17 protein-coding genes, 1 riboswitch and 1 other annotated feature are annotated in these 16,562 nt (G+C 38.3%); of the genes, 2 read left to right on the top strand and 15 right to left on the bottom strand.

The features are described from left to right. The first annotated feature begins 38 nt into the window (after positions 1-38). Complete coding sequence (locus RV15_RS09645; protein WP_071877845.1) at positions 39-362, top strand: inorganic pyrophosphatase; 324 nt, start codon at positions 39-41, stop codon at positions 360-362. A 156-nt stretch (positions 363-518) separates the two neighbouring features. Here the strand turns inward: RV15_RS09645 and purB are convergent, their stop codons facing one another. From purB to RV15_RS09690, 9 genes are all read right to left on the bottom strand, one after another. Next, the gene (gene purB, locus RV15_RS09650; protein WP_071877846.1) at positions 519-1,814 is read right to left on the bottom strand and encodes an adenylosuccinate lyase; all 1,296 of its coding nucleotides are present in this window, start codon (positions 1,812-1,814) and stop codon (positions 519-521) included. Positions 1,815-1,831: 17 nt separating this feature from the next. After that, the gene (purK, locus tag RV15_RS09655) at positions 1,832-2,962 is read right to left on the bottom strand and encodes a 5-(carboxyamino)imidazole ribonucleotide synthase (protein WP_071877847.1); all 1,131 of its coding nucleotides are present in this window, start codon (positions 2,960-2,962) and stop codon (positions 1,832-1,834) included. After that, positions 2,946-3,434: a 5-(carboxyamino)imidazole ribonucleotide mutase gene (gene purE / locus RV15_RS09660; protein WP_071877848.1), complete on the bottom strand. Its 489-nt coding sequence runs from the start codon at positions 3,432-3,434 to the stop codon at positions 2,946-2,948. The genes purK and purE overlap by 17 nt, the downstream gene beginning before the upstream one ends. A gap of 154 nt (positions 3,435-3,588) precedes the next feature. After that, a complete protein-coding gene (locus RV15_RS09665; protein WP_139243012.1) occupies positions 3,589-4,887 on the bottom strand; it encodes a nucleobase:cation symporter-2 family protein in 1,299 nt (432 codons plus the stop codon). 32 nt (positions 4,888-4,919) lie between these two features. Next, positions 4,920-5,501, bottom strand: a complete 582-nt coding sequence (locus RV15_RS09670) for a xanthine phosphoribosyltransferase (RefSeq protein WP_071877850.1) — start codon at positions 5,499-5,501, stop codon at positions 4,920-4,922. Positions 5,502-5,583: 82 nt separating this feature from the next. Beyond that, positions 5,584-5,681, bottom strand: a riboswitch (purine riboswitch). Between the two features lie 105 nt (positions 5,682-5,786). After that, complete coding sequence (locus tag RV15_RS09675) at positions 5,787-6,470, bottom strand: beta/alpha barrel domain-containing protein (protein ID WP_071877851.1); 684 nt, start codon at positions 6,468-6,470, stop codon at positions 5,787-5,789. A gap of 27 nt (positions 6,471-6,497) precedes the next feature. Further along, entirely contained in the window at positions 6,498-7,121 is a 624-nt protein-coding gene (locus RV15_RS09680) for a glycoside hydrolase family 73 protein (RefSeq protein ID WP_071877852.1), read from the bottom strand. 85 nt (positions 7,122-7,206) lie between these two features. Then, positions 7,207-7,407, bottom strand: a complete 201-nt coding sequence (locus RV15_RS09685) for a hypothetical protein (RefSeq protein ID WP_071877853.1) — start codon at positions 7,405-7,407, stop codon at positions 7,207-7,209. A 20-nt stretch (positions 7,408-7,427) separates the two neighbouring features. Continuing rightward, complete coding sequence (locus tag RV15_RS09690) at positions 7,428-7,949, bottom strand: hypothetical protein (protein ID WP_071877854.1); 522 nt, start codon at positions 7,947-7,949, stop codon at positions 7,428-7,430. A 238-nt stretch (positions 7,950-8,187) separates the two neighbouring features. On the opposite strand from RV15_RS09690, the gene RV15_RS09695 reads away from it, so the two are divergent. Next, positions 8,188-9,150, top strand: coding sequence for a Gfo/Idh/MocA family protein (locus RV15_RS09695; protein WP_071877855.1), 963 nt, complete (start codon positions 8,188-8,190; stop codon positions 9,148-9,150). 221 nt (positions 9,151-9,371) lie between these two features. Here RV15_RS09695 and argS read toward each other — a convergent pair whose 3' ends face one another. The 6 genes from argS to pbp4 form a co-directional block, all read right to left on the bottom strand. Continuing rightward, complete coding sequence (gene argS / locus RV15_RS09700; RefSeq protein WP_071877856.1) at positions 9,372-11,063, bottom strand: arginine--tRNA ligase; 1,692 nt, start codon at positions 11,061-11,063, stop codon at positions 9,372-9,374. 237 nt (positions 11,064-11,300) lie between these two features. After that, positions 11,301-11,507, bottom strand: a binding site (T-box leader). Positions 11,508-11,573: 66 nt separating this feature from the next. After that, positions 11,574-12,608: a tRNA (adenosine(37)-N6)-threonylcarbamoyltransferase complex transferase subunit TsaD gene (gene tsaD / locus RV15_RS09705; protein WP_071877857.1), complete on the bottom strand. Its 1,035-nt coding sequence runs from the start codon at positions 12,606-12,608 to the stop codon at positions 11,574-11,576. Then, complete coding sequence (rimI, locus tag RV15_RS09710; RefSeq protein ID WP_071877858.1) at positions 12,605-13,069, bottom strand: ribosomal protein S18-alanine N-acetyltransferase; 465 nt, start codon at positions 13,067-13,069, stop codon at positions 12,605-12,607. Before rimI (RV15_RS09710) ends, tsaD begins: the two co-directional genes overlap by 4 nt. Positions 13,070-13,073: 4 nt before the next feature. Further along, entirely contained in the window at positions 13,074-13,622 is a 549-nt protein-coding gene (rimI, locus tag RV15_RS09715) for a ribosomal protein S18-alanine N-acetyltransferase (RefSeq protein WP_071877859.1), read from the bottom strand. Continuing rightward, positions 13,606-14,325, bottom strand: coding sequence for a tRNA (adenosine(37)-N6)-threonylcarbamoyltransferase complex dimerization subunit type 1 TsaB (gene tsaB, locus RV15_RS09720; protein WP_071877860.1), 720 nt, complete (start codon positions 14,323-14,325; stop codon positions 13,606-13,608). Before tsaB ends, rimI (RV15_RS09715) begins: the two co-directional genes overlap by 17 nt. Before the next feature lie 128 nt (positions 14,326-14,453). Continuing rightward, complete coding sequence (gene pbp4, locus RV15_RS09725) at positions 14,454-16,490, bottom strand: penicillin-binding protein PBP4(5) (protein WP_071877861.1); 2,037 nt, start codon at positions 16,488-16,490, stop codon at positions 14,454-14,456. Positions 16,491-16,562: the final 72 nt, after the last annotated feature.

Raw genomic sequence — 16,562 nt, forward strand, 5'->3', positions numbered from 1 at the left:
TTTATTAAGGTTTTTTTATGTAAAAACGGAGGAATGAAATGAAAAAATTGAAAGTAAAAGTCACAATTGATCGCCCGATTGGTTACCAAGATGCTTTTGGAAATATCTACCCAGTTAACTATGGGTACATTTCAGGCGTTATTGGTGGCGATGGGGAAGAACAAGACGCGTATATATTAAATGGTCCCGTTAATAAAATAGACTTATTTATTGGCATAGTTTCAGCAATCATCCATAGGCGTGATGACAATGAAACAAAATGGATCGTCATTCCAGAAGGTACGTCTATTTCTGAAGAGGAAATCATCACTCAAACTTATTTTATCGAACAATACTTTGATACTTACGTTGAACTTCTTTGAAATTATAATAATAAAAAAGGGTCTGAGATCATAACTCGAGGAGTTATGATCTCAGACCCTAAAAAACGATTATTGTTATAAAACACAACGTGATTCGATGATGCTGTCCAGCTAAGAGCTAAGCACTTCTGCACTAACCTCACCCATTGCTATATTTTATGCAAGTCCCACACGTTCAAAAATAAGATCAACATTTTTCAAATGATAGTTATAATCAAACGCATCATCTAATTCTTCTTTGGATAAAATAGCAGTAATCTTTTCATCCGCCTCTAGCAACGGTCTAAAGGCCGTTTGATGATCCCAAGCATAAGCCGTTTTGGGCTGAACTAAATCGTAAGCAGCTTCTCTAGCCATACCGTGATCGATCAATTTCAATAGCACTCGCTGACTGTAAATCAATCCATATGTGGCATCCATATTTCGTTTCATATTTTCAGGGAAAACCGTTAGATTTTTCACAATATTGGCAAATCGATTCAACATATAATCCAATAATATCGTTGTATCCGGAATAATGATTCGCTCAGCTGAAGAATGAGAGATATCTCGTTCATGCCATAACGTCACATTTTCATAGGCAGTTACCATATGACCACGAATGACACGGGCAAGTCCTGTCATATTTTCAGAACCAATAGGATTGCGCTTATGAGGCATTGCAGAAGAGCCTTTTTGGCCTTTGGCAAAAAATTCCTCTACTTCCCTTGTTTCTGATTTTTGCAAACCACGAATCTCTGTAGCAAATTTTTCGATACTCGTCGCTACTAAAGCCATTGCAGATAAATATTCCGCATGTAAATCCCGTGGTAAAACTTGGGTAGAAATTTCCTGTGCACGGATACCTAAATGCTCGCATACATATTCTTCCACAAAAGGAGAAATATTTGCAAACGTCCCCACTGCACCACTGATTTTTCCAGCTTCCACACCCTTTGCGGCATGTTCAAAGCGTTCAATATTTCGTTTCATCTCAGAATACCATAAGGCTAATTTCAAGCCAAAAGTGGTTGGTTCTGCATGTACACCATGAGTACGTCCCATCATCACTGTGTATTTATGTTCTTTGGCTTTTTCACCAACGATTTCAGTGAATTTTTTTAAATCTTCTCGCAAAATATCATTTGCCTGCTTAAGTTGATAACCATAAGCTGTATCCACCACATCGGTACTGGTCAAGCCATAGTGTACCCACTTGCGCTCTTCTCCCAAAGTTTCAGAAACCGCACGCGTAAAAGCCACTACATCATGTCTTGTTTCTGCTTCGATCTCTAAAATACGAGCAACATCAAATGAAGCATTGTCGCGAATCTTTTGTACATCTTCTTTTGGTATCTCACCTAATTCAGCCCAAGCTTCATCTGCGAGAATTTCTACTTCCAACCAAGCTTTATAACGGTTTTCATCTGTCCAAATAGCGCCCATCTCTGGTCGTGTATAACGATCAATCATTCTTACATTAACTCCTTTTAATCCCAAATATTGGTTTGATAGATATCTTCTAACGTCTCGAAAACATCTTCTGTCAAAATGGTAATATGCCCCATCTTACGATCTTTTTTTGCTTCTGCTTTACCATAATAATGAAAATGCCAATCAGGCTTTTCAGCAATTACATCCATTGTTTCATAGATTTCATTTCCTAAAATATTAACCATCACGGCTTCTGACAACAAATCAACCTCTGGTAACGGCCAGCCACAAATCCCGCGAATATGAGCATCAAACTGACTCATAGAACACGCTTCGATCGAATAATGTCCAGAATTATGCGGTCTTGGGGCTAATTCATTGACATAAATACCACCATTGCTTGTTAAAAACATTTCTACAGCCAATGTACCGGCAAGATCCACTGACTCTGCAATCACCCGAGCAATCCGCTGAGCTTCTTCAACAACATCTTCACTGACCCTTGCCGGAGCAATCGTTTCATGTAAAATATTATTTCGATGAATATTTTCAACAACAGGAAAAACGGTAAATTCGCCTTTACCATTGCCGCTTACTAATACTGATATTTCTTTTTCATATGGAATCCAAGCTTCTAATACACAGGTACCTTCTCTAAGGATATTCATTGAAGGAGCCAAATCAGAAGTGCTATATAAAACAAATTGCCCTTTACCATCATAGCCGCCACGCGTTGTTTTTAATACACAAGGATAACCGATTCCATCAATAGCATCTTGAATATCTGTAGGGCTAACAATTGTTGCAAACGGTGCTATTACGATGTTATTTGCTTCTAAAAAGGATTTTTCCAACAGCCGATCTTGAGTAATCGCTAAAAGGTCGGTCCCTTGTGGGATACTTACCAATTCTTGGACTTGCATCAGCGCTCCAACATCGACATTTTCAAATTCGTAAGTTAACACTTGCGAGCGTTTGGCCAGTTCTCCTAAGGCTTCTATGTCATCATAATCAGCTAATAAATGCCAATCGGCGACTTGAGCAGCAGGACAATCAACAGTCGGATCTAACACGCCCACACGAAAACCCATTTCTCGTGCACTAAGTGCCATCATTCTGCCTAATTGTCCGCCCCCAATAATACCGATCATTTGTCCCGGTAATAGAGGTTTATTCAAGTTCATCACTACTTTCCATCACAGATTCTTCAAGAAATTTACGCTTGGCGTCTAATTTCCCTGCTAACTCTACATCATACATGGAAAGCATCTGAACTGCAAGTAGTCCAGCGTTGACTGCCCCTGCTTTTCCAATTGCAGTTGTTGCCACAGGAACTCCGCCAGGCATTTGAACAATCGACAATAATGAATCCAATCCATTGAGTGCCTGAGATTGAACTGGAACGCCGATGACAGGTAACGTCGTTTTTGCCGCAATCATCCCTGGTAAATGAGCCGCTCCACCAGCCCCTGCAATAATAATCTTAATGCCGCGGCCACGTGCTTGCTCCGCAAATTTAAACATATAATCAGGTGTTCGATGTGCTGAAACTACCTTTTTTTCATAAGAAATATTAAATTCTTCTAAAGAATCACATGCATGTTTCATTGTTGTCCAATCAGATGTACTTCCCATAACCACTGAAACTATGACAGACATACTATTCCCCTTTCTTTCTCTATTCACCTTACATTTTATCAACGGAAATCTTAACTGTCAAAGAAAAATCGAATATTATAGTTTTTTTTAATCCTAATGTTCGCATTAAACGAACAAAAAAAGAAAAACCGAATAATCATCCGGTTTTTCTTTTTTAGTGCCCTTCAACTTGTTTCTCATTTTTTAATCCATTAAATAATAAATTCAAAATAATTGCCGTTAAACTGCTCATCACGATCCCATTTCCAGTAAACATTCTTACCGTCTCAGGCATTTGCTGGAATAACGTTGGAATCATATTAAACCCAAGACCAAAACCAATCGAAATCGCAATGATCAATAAATTTTTATCATTATTATAATCCACTTTTGACAGCATACGCATTCCTTGAACAGCCACCATGCCAAACATCACTAACATTCCACCGCCCAAGACAGGTTCTGGAATGATCTGAGCAACTGCACCAACTTTTGGTAATAGCCCTAACACAATTAAGAAGAACGCTGAGTAATATATTGGTCGACGTGTCTTGATCCCTGATAATTGAACTAACCCAACATTTTGAGAAAAACCAGTGTAAGGGAAGGTGTTGAAAATACCACCTAAAATGACAGCTATACCTTCCGCCCGATAGCCTTTTTTCAGTTCCTCTTCCCCGATATGTTTTCCAGTAATATCACCTAAGGCAAAGTAAACCCCAGTCGATTCGACCATACTGACAATCGAAATAATGATCATCAACACAATCGAAGAAATATCAAAGGTCGGTGTTCCAAAATAAAAAGGTTGTGGAAAATGGAACCAAGTAGCTTCTCCTACTGGTGTTAAATCCACTTGTCCTAACAGTGCAGCCAAAACTGTGCCGCCAACTAAACCGACTAATACAGCAATTGATTTTATAAATCCTCTACCCCAAACTTGAATCACAATAATTAAACCAATCGTTACAAAAGCTAACAGTAAATTGGTCCCCTCGCCAAAAGCCGGATCAGATGCTAGACCACCACCCATTTTTTCAACAGCTACTGGAATTAATGTTAAGCCAATTACAGTGATTACGGTTCCCGTTACTAAAGGTGGAAACAATTTTTTGATTTTCGAGAATATCCCTGAAACCAACACAACAAAAATACCAGAAGCGATAATTGAACCATAAATCGCGCCAACACCTTTGTCACTGCCGATCATGATTAGTGGTGCAACAGCTTGAATTGCACAGCCAAGGACAACGGGCAAGCCGATTCCAAAGAATTTGTTCACCGTCAACTGCAGTAATGTTGCGATACCGCACATAAAAATATCGATTGAAATCAAGTAGGTCATTTGTTCAGAATTAAAATTCAAACCAGTCCCGATTAATAAAGGTACTGCCACAGCACCAGCATACATCGCCAATAAGTGCTGCAACCCTAAAACTGCGGCCTTACCATTCTCAGCATCTGGTTGCTTGATTTGTTCTTTTAAATTTCCTTTGCTTTCCAAGTTTATGCATCCCCCTCAAGAAATTCAACTTCGCCATTTTTTAAAGAAGCAATACGAGCTAATGAAACCACACGCATCCCCATTTCTTCTAATAAGTCCCGGCCATCTTGGAAAGATTTTTCAATAACAATACCGATTCCATCAACTTTAGCCCCTGCTTGTTGACACAATTCAACTAATCCCTTTGCAGCTTGACCGTTCGCCAAAAAATCATCAATAATCAGTACTTTATCGTCACTTGATAAAAATTTTCTTGAGATAGAAATTTGACTTGTTACTTGTTTAGTAAACGAATAAACAGAAGAAGTCAGCAATTCTTCATCCATCGTTAGGCTTTTTGCTTTGCGTGCAAAAATCATCGGTACCGCTAATTTTTTCGCCGCAAAAAGAGCTGGAGCAATTCCTGACGCTTCGATCGTAACGACTTTGGTAATACCTGCTTCTGCAAAAACTTCTGCAAAACGATAACCGATCGCCTCCATCAAATCTGGATCTACTTGATGGGTCACAAAACTGTCTACTTTCAAGACACCTTCTCCCAACACTCGTCCATCTTCTTTGATTCGTTGTACTAATTCTTCCATTTTTCCGACTCCTTCACCAATTTTTTCTATACGACAGTTCTATAAAAACAAAAAAACCTTTTCTGCGTAAGCAAAAAAGGGTCTGCGACTCTTTTTCGCTTATAGACCAACATTTACGGTGTTGGGTAGAAACGGCCATCCTTATTATGACCATATATAAGCTTCTTTGTATTAGTATACAATAGTACAAAACTCTGAAAATTTCAATGAAAAATTATTTTTTTCATTGAAATCTTACAGAGTATATCATTACTTTCAAAATTTTTTTAGTCTCACTTAGTCGAATTATACATCATTCTTCTTTTCTAAATTTCTATACTTATCCATTTTATGGCTAAAAAGCTCCCCATTACTAGGTGGCGTATATGTAATTGCATTCGCTCCTGCTTCGATCGTCTCAGTAATGGATTCATCGGTCGGCCCACCAGTTGCAATAATCGGTAATTCTGGATAGCGCTCCCGGAAAAACTTCACTGTCTTCGCTGTATCTTTACCGGCACTGATATTGATCATTGTGATTCCTGCAGCAATTTTTTCATCAATCGGTGTATGAATCGAAGTCACCGTGCTAACTACCGGAATATCCACTACTTCACAAACCATCTCCACTGTCTCAACTGGTGTTGGTCCATTTAAGACCACTCCGATTGATCCTTGTGCTTCTGCAAATAAGCTCATGTAAGCAGAACGCTGACCTTGAGTTAAACCGCCTCCTACACCTGAAAAAACAGGAATATCAGCAGCTTCAATGATGCTCTTTGTAATTGCTGGATGTGGTGTAAATGGATAAACAGCAATCACTGCATTCGCATCTGTGTTCCGAATAATAGCTATATCAGTTGTAAAAATAATTGATTTGATTTTTTTCCCAAAGATTCGGATTCCGCTTGCTTGGGCAATCACTTTAGGCACTTGAACAATATCTTGTTTCAATGGCGTCACGATCTCTGGTACCCATTTTTCATTCATTCAATACACTCCTTTTTATAACGGTCATCAATGGTCATACTGATTCAGATCGTAACTTTCGATCACATGTATGACTTTGTCAGCATATGTCGGATCCGTTGCGTAGCCAGCCTCTTGCAAAGCACGCGCTGCTTGCTTATAATTTTTTGCTAACAGAACATGTTCATATAAGCGAGGATTCCATGTTACACCGTTAACAAATAAACGTGTATGATCATCCATCGACTCTTCCCATGTGTCATACACTCTAAAATCTCCTTGGATAACAATCCACTCTTCATTAATATATTCCCTAGTCTCAAGATTGATCTTTTTTTGATCGCCATAGGCTTTGATTCCAAATAAATTATTATATTTAGAGGCTAGTGTACTTTGACCCCAATTTGATTCCAGAATCCCTTGACCGATAATAATACTAGGTAAAACACCATATGAAGCCTGTAGCTCCTTAGCATGCGGGCTTATTCTATCAATAAACTGTTCTTTTGTCACTTCCCCTTTTTGTTGGATAGACTCTTCTGCTGTTTTAGAATCATCTGACAATACATTGATTGAAAAGATGAACGCGATACCAACAATCAACAGACCTGCAAACAGTGCGGGTAGATTCGTTTTTCTTATTTTTTTCTTTTTATACCTTGGACTATTCATACATTCCCTACTTTGTTTTGTATTCGTTCCTGCACATTCGTTTAGGACAATGGCTGACTGATTATATCAGTTTTTTTTCACACAATCAATCAACAGCTGTTGTAGTCATAGTTGTCGATGTATTCGTTTGTTTTTCAGACGTAGTTGATGGAACTGCCAAACTAGTCTCTTTTGTCTCTTCACTTGTGTTTTTGGTTTTTTCTTTTGGCGTAGCATGGCCAAAAAAAACAAAAATCACAGCACCCAACACTATAATGACGGATAAGATTCCTAAAATCTGTTTCACAAAAAAACTCCCTTACTTACTTATTCACCAACGTAAGTACCCATCAAATTTTCATTTACCCAATCAAGTAGTTCTACTTTTGAGCCTTCTAATTGACCTTGTAATGTCGCAGGCAATCGAAACGTCACAATATCATCAAAGCCCCATTCATCATAAGAAACCGTTACTTTTAAATCAATAAATGCTTGTTCCATTTCTTCGTGATTCCCTTTTGAAGGGATCAGTTCTGCGATGCCAGATCCAGATTGCAGCCATTTTTTTGCGATCAACGTTTTTAGGCGTTTATACTCTGAAACGGCAATATTTCTTTTTTCTGGAAATAGGATTGTTTGACGTAATATCTTTTGTGTTAACATCCATTCATAATCAGAAAACAAGTTTTTTATTTTTTGCATTTCTTCGCTGGTCAAATTAATTCTGCCTTTTTTCCAGTTTTCCCAGTTTTCTTTTGACGTTTGGAGATACTCGGTATAAAATTTTTCTTCTGTTTCAAATTGTTCTATAATTGCATCGATAAGAATATCTATATACATTTGGTGCATGTCATTTGCCCCCTTTTCCCCATTTTACTGAAAATATCAAAAAATTGCATCTCTTTGGATCACTTATTTCTTTATTTTTAAGAAACATTCAGCTGATTCCCATAAAAATCAGACAATTACTTGCTTGTGTCTAAAATAAACCACCATTTTGCACTTCTCATGTATAATAGAAATATACAAGTTAAAACATCTAGCTGCGTAGGCTATCACTACGCTTTTATTATAAGGAGGATTAATTATGAAGAATTACAATTGGGGTATTATCGGACTTGGGGAAATCGCCACTAGTTTTGTTGAAAGTTTCCAACAAGAAAACAGCAAGATCTCAGCTGTTGCCTCCAGAACATTGGCTAAGGCCGAAGCCTTTGCAACGAAACATGGTATCCAATCAGCTTATGGTTCGTTTGAAGCATTATTAGCTGATAAAACAATCGATATTATTTACGTTGCCGTACCTAATCGGCAGCATATCGACCATATTTTAAAAGCATTGTCAGCAGGAAAGCACGTTCTTTGTGAAAAAGCCATTACGATGAATAGTGACGAACTGGCTGAAGCAATGAAATTAGCTGAGGAAAAAAAATTGATTTTAGCTGAAGCGATGACGATTTTTAATATGCCACTATACCAAGAATTACGCAGTCAAATCGATACGAAGCGTTTTGGCAAGCTAAAAATGATTCAGGCTCCTTTTGGTAGTTATAAAGAGCCTGATCCACTGAACCGCTTTTTCAATCCTGATTTAGCAGGCGGTGCTCTGTTAGATATCGGGACTTACGCAGTATCTTTTGCCCGCTGGTTCTTTACCTCTCAGCCACAAGTGATTGCTTCTGTTATGCAGCCATTTTCAACGGGTGTGGATGAACAGTCTGCAAGTATTCTGCAAAATCAAGCACAAGAAATAGCCACTGTTTCTTTAAGCTTCCAAGCAAAAATGCCAAAGCAAGGTATCGTCGCCTTCGAGGATGCTTATATTGTAATCAACGATTATCCACGAGCGGATGAAGCAAAGATCTTTTTCAATGATGGCACCGCAGAAACAATTGTTTCTGGCAGCAGTACTCAAGCACTAAATTATGAAATTACGAATATGATTGAAATGATTGAAGGTAACAGAACGAATCGTTCACTCTTTTTAACAAAGGACGTAATCGATCTTTTAGACCAGATGCAACAAACTTGGCTAAATCAAGCCCAATAATGGAATTGATCAAAAGAGGATCAGACAAAACGTACAAGTCGTTTTGTCTGATCCTTTAAAATTGAATGACTGGACTGCCATATTTTTCCCTTCAAATATAGGTTCATCATTTCAGGCCCAGCTCCACCATTTGAATAAATCGTCGAAGTAAAAACGAGTTGCGAAAATCACGTCACTGTCTAAAAATCAGGCATTTTCCAGATCAACTTCAAATTTCTTCATTACATTTCATTTGGTGCATGTAAACCTAACAGACGTAAATCTTCTTTAATAATTGTTGCCATTGCATAAACTAAAGCTAAACGTGATTCTTTTTGCTCATCTTCTGCTAAGATCTTAACATGAGCATAGTATTTATTGAAGGCTTGGGCAACTTGGATCGCATGTTTTGCAATCACAGAAGGCTCATATTTTTCTGCTGCTTGCAAGACAATATCTGGGAATTTTTGTAATAATTTAACGACTTCCCAACTTTCTTTATCATCTAGCGCATACTCTTTTGTTTCATCGATGGTAAAGTTTGCTTTTCTTAAAATACTCATCGCACGAGCGTGCGTATATTGAACATACGGGCCTGTCTCTCCTTCAAAACGCACAACTTCTTCCAACACGAAATCAAAATTATTCAACCGATCATTTTTAAGATCATGGAAAATAACAGAGCCGATCCCAACTTGTCTTGCGACTTCTTCACGATCTGGTAAATCAGGATTTTTTTCCATAATTTGATTATTAGCTAATTCAACGGCTTCATTCAGTACCTCTTCAAGTAAAACAATTTTTCCTTTACGTGTCGATAGTTTTTTACCACCTTGTGTGATCAAACCAAACGGAACATGGTGCATGTCTTTCGACCAATCAAATCCAAGTTCATTTAAAACAGCTTTTAATTGTTTGAAGTGGTTACTTTGTTCATTACCGACAACATAGATTGATTTTGCGAAATCATAGTTACGTTTACGATAAACAGCAGCCGCTAAATCACGTGTGATATAAAGAGTGGCACCATCTGATTTTTTGATCAAGGCAGGATTTAGCTCATATGCAGATAAATCGACGATTTCAGCCCCTTGATTTTCTTGCAGTAAATGTTTTTCTTCTAGCATTGTTACGATTTCATCCATTTTATCGTTGTAGAACGCTTCTCCATTGTATGAATCAAATGAAACTTCCAACATGGAATAGATTTTATCGAATTCTTTTAATGATTCTGTACGGAACCATTGCCATAATTCAGTTGCTTCTACGTCGCCTTCTTCTAGTTTTTTAAACCAAGCACGAGCTTCTTCTTCCAATTCAGGTTGTGTTTCGGCTTCTTCATGAAATTGTACGTATAAACGTAATAATTCAGTAATTGGTGCCGTTTTAACGGCTTCTTCTGAACCCCATTTTTTATAGCCCACAATCAATTTACCAAACTGTGTGCCCCAATCACCTAAATGGTTGATGCGGATCGGTGTGTAACCAATTTTTTCAAGGATAAAAGCAATAGAATTCCCAATTACCGTTGAACGTAGATGCCCCATTGAAATTGGTTTTGCAATATTAGGTGAAGACATATCGATTGGGACATTGCCTTTTCCGCCAATGGAGCTATCGCCATAATGCCCTTTTTCTTTAGCAATTTGACCAATCACTGCTTGACTGACCATTTTTTTATTCATGAAAAAGTTCAAGTAAGGCCCAACTACTTCGATTTTTTCAAAGTCAGTTCCAGCGATTTTTTCAGCTAAATCAGCGGCGATTTGCTGTGGCGCTTTACGGTATACTTTAGCTAATGAGAAGGCTGGAAAAGCTACATCGCCGTGATCGACAGATTTAGGATTTTCCAATAATTGTGTAACGGTTTCTAAAGATAGGTCCTCTTTTACCACTTCGAAAATGGCTTTTGCTACGATTTCTTTGTTGTTCATAGATATCCTCCTAATGGTTGAGTGTTATTGTTTAATAGGAACTTGTTAGTCGATAATTATTCATTGGCTTTTAGCTTGTTGTTGAGAAAGTGTACTATTGATTTGTTAGCCTAAGGCGATTGGTGATTCACTAGTATTGAAACTTCTCTCCCGTTGGTCGCCAAGTACTGTTCATCATCTGCTCAGACGAAGCCAGTCGCAGTGATGAACAGCAAAAAGTCCCTAGTGTTAAAAAACACCAGAGACGAGATTTTCCCGCGGTACCACTCTAATTGTTCGCACTTTTATCAAGACGAACCCACTTAATCTGTTAACGGTAGATTGCCGTCTGCTTAGGCAGATTCTCCAAAGTGCGCTTCCTTCATTTGATTATTTTCGGCTTTCACCTGCCCGAAATCGCTTAGATAATAGGTAATGAAGTACTTTCTTTTTCTATGAATCATTATTAAACTGGATTCATTATAGCAAATATTTTTCTTTATGCCTAGTCTTGTCTATTGATTTTTACGTTTAGATCGTCATAAAGGATAAACCAGGCTCCGCGTTTAAGTGATAATCTGCAAAATGTCCTTTTTCAGCTTCAACAAATGCTGCGGCTCCGATCATTGCTGCGTTATCTCCGCATAGTCTAAGCGGCGGAACAATAAACCTGACTCCTGGGAGTTTTTCGGTCACTTCTTTGCCCAACCGATCACGCAAGCCCATATTGGCTGCAACACCACCTGCCATCACTAATTGTTTGACTGGATATTCTTTACAAGCCCGAATCGTTTTATCAACTAAAACATCAATCACACTCGCTTGAAAACTTGCAGCCAAATCGTTTACTATCAACTCTTCATCACGCTGTTCAGCATTATGAACCGTATTGATAAACGAACTTTTCAAGCCACTAAAACTAAAATCATAATTGTCTTCTTTGATCATTGCCCGAGGAAAATGATACGTGTCTTGTCCAAGATGCGCTAGCTCATCGATTTCTTTGCCGCTTGGATAAGTTAAGCCTAAAACCCTACCGACTTTATCATACGCTTCACCTGCTGCATCATCTCTCGTTTCACCGATGATTTCAAATGAACCTGTTTCTTTCATGTAAACTAATTCCGTATGACCACCGCTGACTAATAAGGCCATCAATGGAAACTGCAGAGGTTTCACAAAGTGCGCCGCATAAATGTGTCCAGCCATATGATTGACTGGAATCAAAGGCAAATCATGCGCCCAAGCAAATGCTTTGGCGGCAGAAATTCCGATCAATAAAGCACCGACCAAACCAGGTCCATACGTAACCCCAACGCCACTCAAATCACTGGGTTCTACACCAGCTTCAACTAAAGCATCTTCAATACATAACGTGATTTCTTCCACATGATGACGACTAGCAACTTCTGGTACGACGCCGCCAAAACGTTTATGACTTTTCACTTGAGAAGCCACGATATTGGATAAAATTTTAGCGCCATCTTCAATCACTGCAACGCTTGTTTCGTCACAACTACTTTCAATAGCCAATAGTAATTTTCTTTCTTTATTAAAAAAAGTCATTGATTCACTTCCTTAACTGTTAAACACATAACGATCCCGTCTTCTTTAGGATGACTGTAATAATTTTTCCGATGATTGATTGTTTTGAATCCTTTTTTTTCATATAGTTTTTGTGCCTTTAAATTAGACTCACGCACTTCTAAAAAGACTTGACAAACTTCTTGCTCGACAAATCGTTGGAGCAAGTGATCGAACAATTGACCGCCATATCCTTTTTGTTGAAATTCTTTATGAATCACAACGTGGGTAATTTCGACTTCATCTAAAACCAAATGATAGCTGACAAAACCGATCCATTGATTTTCTTGAATCAAGACAAGATAATCACTCGTTTTTTGCGCTAGGTCAATACTAAATTGCTTTTGCGACCAAGGTGAGCCATGATTATAAGATTGTTCACTGACCGACCAAAGATTTTCCGCAGGTTGTTCTGCTGGTAAATTTTCTTTTGAATAATACATCGCTTCACTCTTCTTTTAAATATAAAATCATCTCTAGCGCATCTTCTTTATTTTCCGTATAATAATCAGGCTTGATCGTATTAGATACAAAGCCAAGTTGTCGATAGACACGCTGTGCATTTTTGTTACTGATTCTAACTTCTAAAGAAATCATCTCACACTGATTGAGTTTAGCAAATCGCTGAACTTCTCTAATCAAAAAACTCCCCAGCCCTTTCCCTTGATACTTAGTCAAAACAGCAACATTGGTAATGTGGGCATCTTGACCAAATATGCGACAGCCAATAAATCCAATCGTTTGTCCGTCTTTTTGAATCAGTAAATACAAATGTGGTTCAGCAGATTGAAGCTCGACTAAAAAGGCTGTCTTAGTCCAAGGGAGTTCTCCTGCGTAGACCTCGCGTTCGATTGAAAGTAAGTCTTTGATATCATCCAACTTAATTGCCCGTACAAAATATTCCTGACCAGCAAGCATAACAGTTTGCTCATCATACGGACGATTTTTAAAGAAGAGACCTAGAATACTATGAAAAAGATTAAATTTTTTCAACATAATTTTCTACCTCAGGTGTATGATCTTTCAGCCAGTTTTCTTCTGCTTCTACTCGTTTTAAATAATTAGGCAAAAACTGATGGATATCGTTTACTGGTTCACTCACCCGGCCAAGCTCTGCAAGCACTGCAGCATTTGGAATCTGCCATTGAGCAATGGTACAGATTTTAGCATTCGGCAAGATAGATGTGATTTGTAAACGAAATTTTTCGACATCCTCCCCAACGAAATAAACCTGATTAAATTCTTTCAACTGCAAAAGCCACTCTTCAAAAGCAATATGTTGATCCGCAATAACGCTAGTCAACACACCTTCGTTATATTCGTAAGCTCCAGTATAAACGTTGTTTCTTCGAGCATCAAACAAGGGCACGATAAGCCCAGAGATACCAGTGCAGTTTGCCGCTAGTGTCTTCAAGCTGGAGACACCGACTAATTCTTTATTTAAGGTATAGGCAAGTGTTTTTGCCGTTGTGACTCCTATTCTTAATCCTGTATAAGAGCCTGGGCCTTGAGCCACTACGATGCGGTCAATATCTTTGGGAGTTAATCCAACATCTTTGACCAATTGTGTGATGGCTGACATCAGGGTTAAGCTATGATTTCTCTTTACAGTGATTGTATATTGTCCTATTATTTTCTTCTCTTCACAAACAGCGACTGTCAATGTTTGATTAGAAGTATCAATTGCTAAAATCCGCACAAAAAATCCCTTTCTTTCATCATGTAGTTGGTTAATTGTAGCATATTTTTATTCGTTCGTAAAAAAACGAGTCATTCAAAACAAAGAGGGGCAAAAACGCCCGTTGCGCTTTGCCACAGTTTTAACTTTTACTTAGTATTTGCCTCCAAATAATCGATCAATGGTTTACTGATATTTGTTGCTGTATCATTTTTTCTAGAATCTTCCACCATGATCATGGCTGAGAATTTATTATTACTTCGATCCATCGCTAAAAGGAAACTATTTTCTTTTCCCACAGTATCTTGTTTATCCTTGATTTCGGCAGTTCCTGTTTTTGCAGCTAATGAAAAATCTGGATTGTACATATTATGCACATAACCACTTTCATCTTCTACGCTGCCAAGCAGGTCTGTCACGATCGTATTAGCAGCATTTGAACTGATAACATTTTCCTTTGTTTTCGTTTCTTTGCTTAGCTCGATTTTTGGATAAACGAGTTTACCCTCATTTTGAAAAACGGTATACATTGCTGCTTGTTGGATTGGCGCTACCAATAACTGCCCTTGGCCATAGCCTGTATCAGCAAGCAAAATTTCTGAATTAAATTTATCTTCATTAGAAATTTGCGCTGGATTCATTGGAATCGCCAGGTCTAATTTTTCACCAAAAATAAATTTGTCTAAGCCTTTCCTAAAGGTATCTTCTCCCATGCGCAGTGTTTGTTCCGCAAAGTAGATATTATCGGAATTTACTAATGCAGTACGCAAATTGACTGGACTAGCTTCTTTCACCCGTGTTACAAAATAATCGCCCCATGATGCGTCTTTTTGCCATTTTAAGCCGTTGATTGCGATCTCTTCGTCTGGTTTTAAAGTACCAGCATCTAAACCAATGCCACCCGTAATTGTTTTAAAGGTAGAACCTGGGGCATAGCCTGTTGCAAACCTTGCCGTAAAGGGTAGATTTCCATCATTAGCATAGACATCATAATCTGTTTGAGAAATCCCATTTGCCATCTTGTTTGGATCAAAAGAAGGTGAACTAGCGGCCGCCAATACATCTCCTTGACGAGGGTCCATAATGACTGCGCTACCTGGGCGATTATTGAAAATGTTATACGATTGTGACTGTACGTTTTTATCGATCGTTAGTTGGATTTTTTCTCCATCTTTTTTATCTACCTTTTGCAGCACACTTTTGGCATTGCCATTTTCGTCAGTGATTGTGATGTTTCCGCCATCATGACCTCTTAATTGTTTGTCAAAGGTTTGCTCCATTCCGACTTTTCCAATAATACCAGAACTGCTTAGGTCTGGATTTTTCTCAATATCCTCTGCAGTAATCGTACCCACATAGCCGACAAGTTGTGCAGCAGCTTCTTTGAGAGGATAGTATCGAACGATTGTATCTTGAGAAGCGGCACCTGTCGGTAAGGTAGTTATCGGATCAAACGAGATGGTCAACGGAACAAAAGAATCTGGTTTTACCCAAGCTTGTTTGAGTTGTTGTTCAATTTCGTTTACTGGAATTTTAAATTGGTCGCTGAAAGCTTTGACATTATTGGTTTTTTCTTCGCCTTCACCAAGTTTTCCAGGCACTACCCCAACTTGATCAAAGGCTTGATTGACAGCTAAGCCTTCACCATTACGATCAACAATGTCTCCTCTAATGGCTGAATCTACCCCTATTGAGATTTTATCTTGCCCAGACATTCCTGGGAAAATCAAGCTAGGTGCCCAATCGATTTTGTACGTTCCAGCTTCTTTTTTTATGATTGTTTTATAAGATAAATCTTTTAGTTTTCCTAAAGGAGTTGTCATTTCAACTTTATAAGTAAAGCTAAACTGCCCATTATTTTCTTGCGTCACTTTGATATCTTTACTTTTGATCCCTTGGGCTTGAATACCAGAAAAAACAGTTTGGTATTTCTCCACAACCGCAGCTTTGTCATAGCCGCTTTGCTTTATAGATGATTCACTTAATAAATCAGGAAACTGATCAAATGATTGCTTCGATAGATAGTTTAAAAAAGTTTTTGCAGATTTTTCTGCTTTATTTAACTCCTGTGACTTCTGCCATGCACTATAAGCAAAGTATCCACCTGTTAGGGCCCCAACTACTACAACGCCACTCACAATTAAAATCAGCGGCTTATTCGATTTTCTCTTGTCTTTTCGTTCCACTTTCCAATCCCCCAAGTTCTTGTTTAAATGTATTTTCTTCATTATACCTTATCATTTAGAATCCACGGTAGA

It is taken from the genome of Enterococcus silesiacus (assembly GCF_001886225.1).
Classification (GTDB): domain Bacteria; phylum Bacillota; class Bacilli; order Lactobacillales; family Enterococcaceae; genus Enterococcus_L; species Enterococcus_L silesiacus.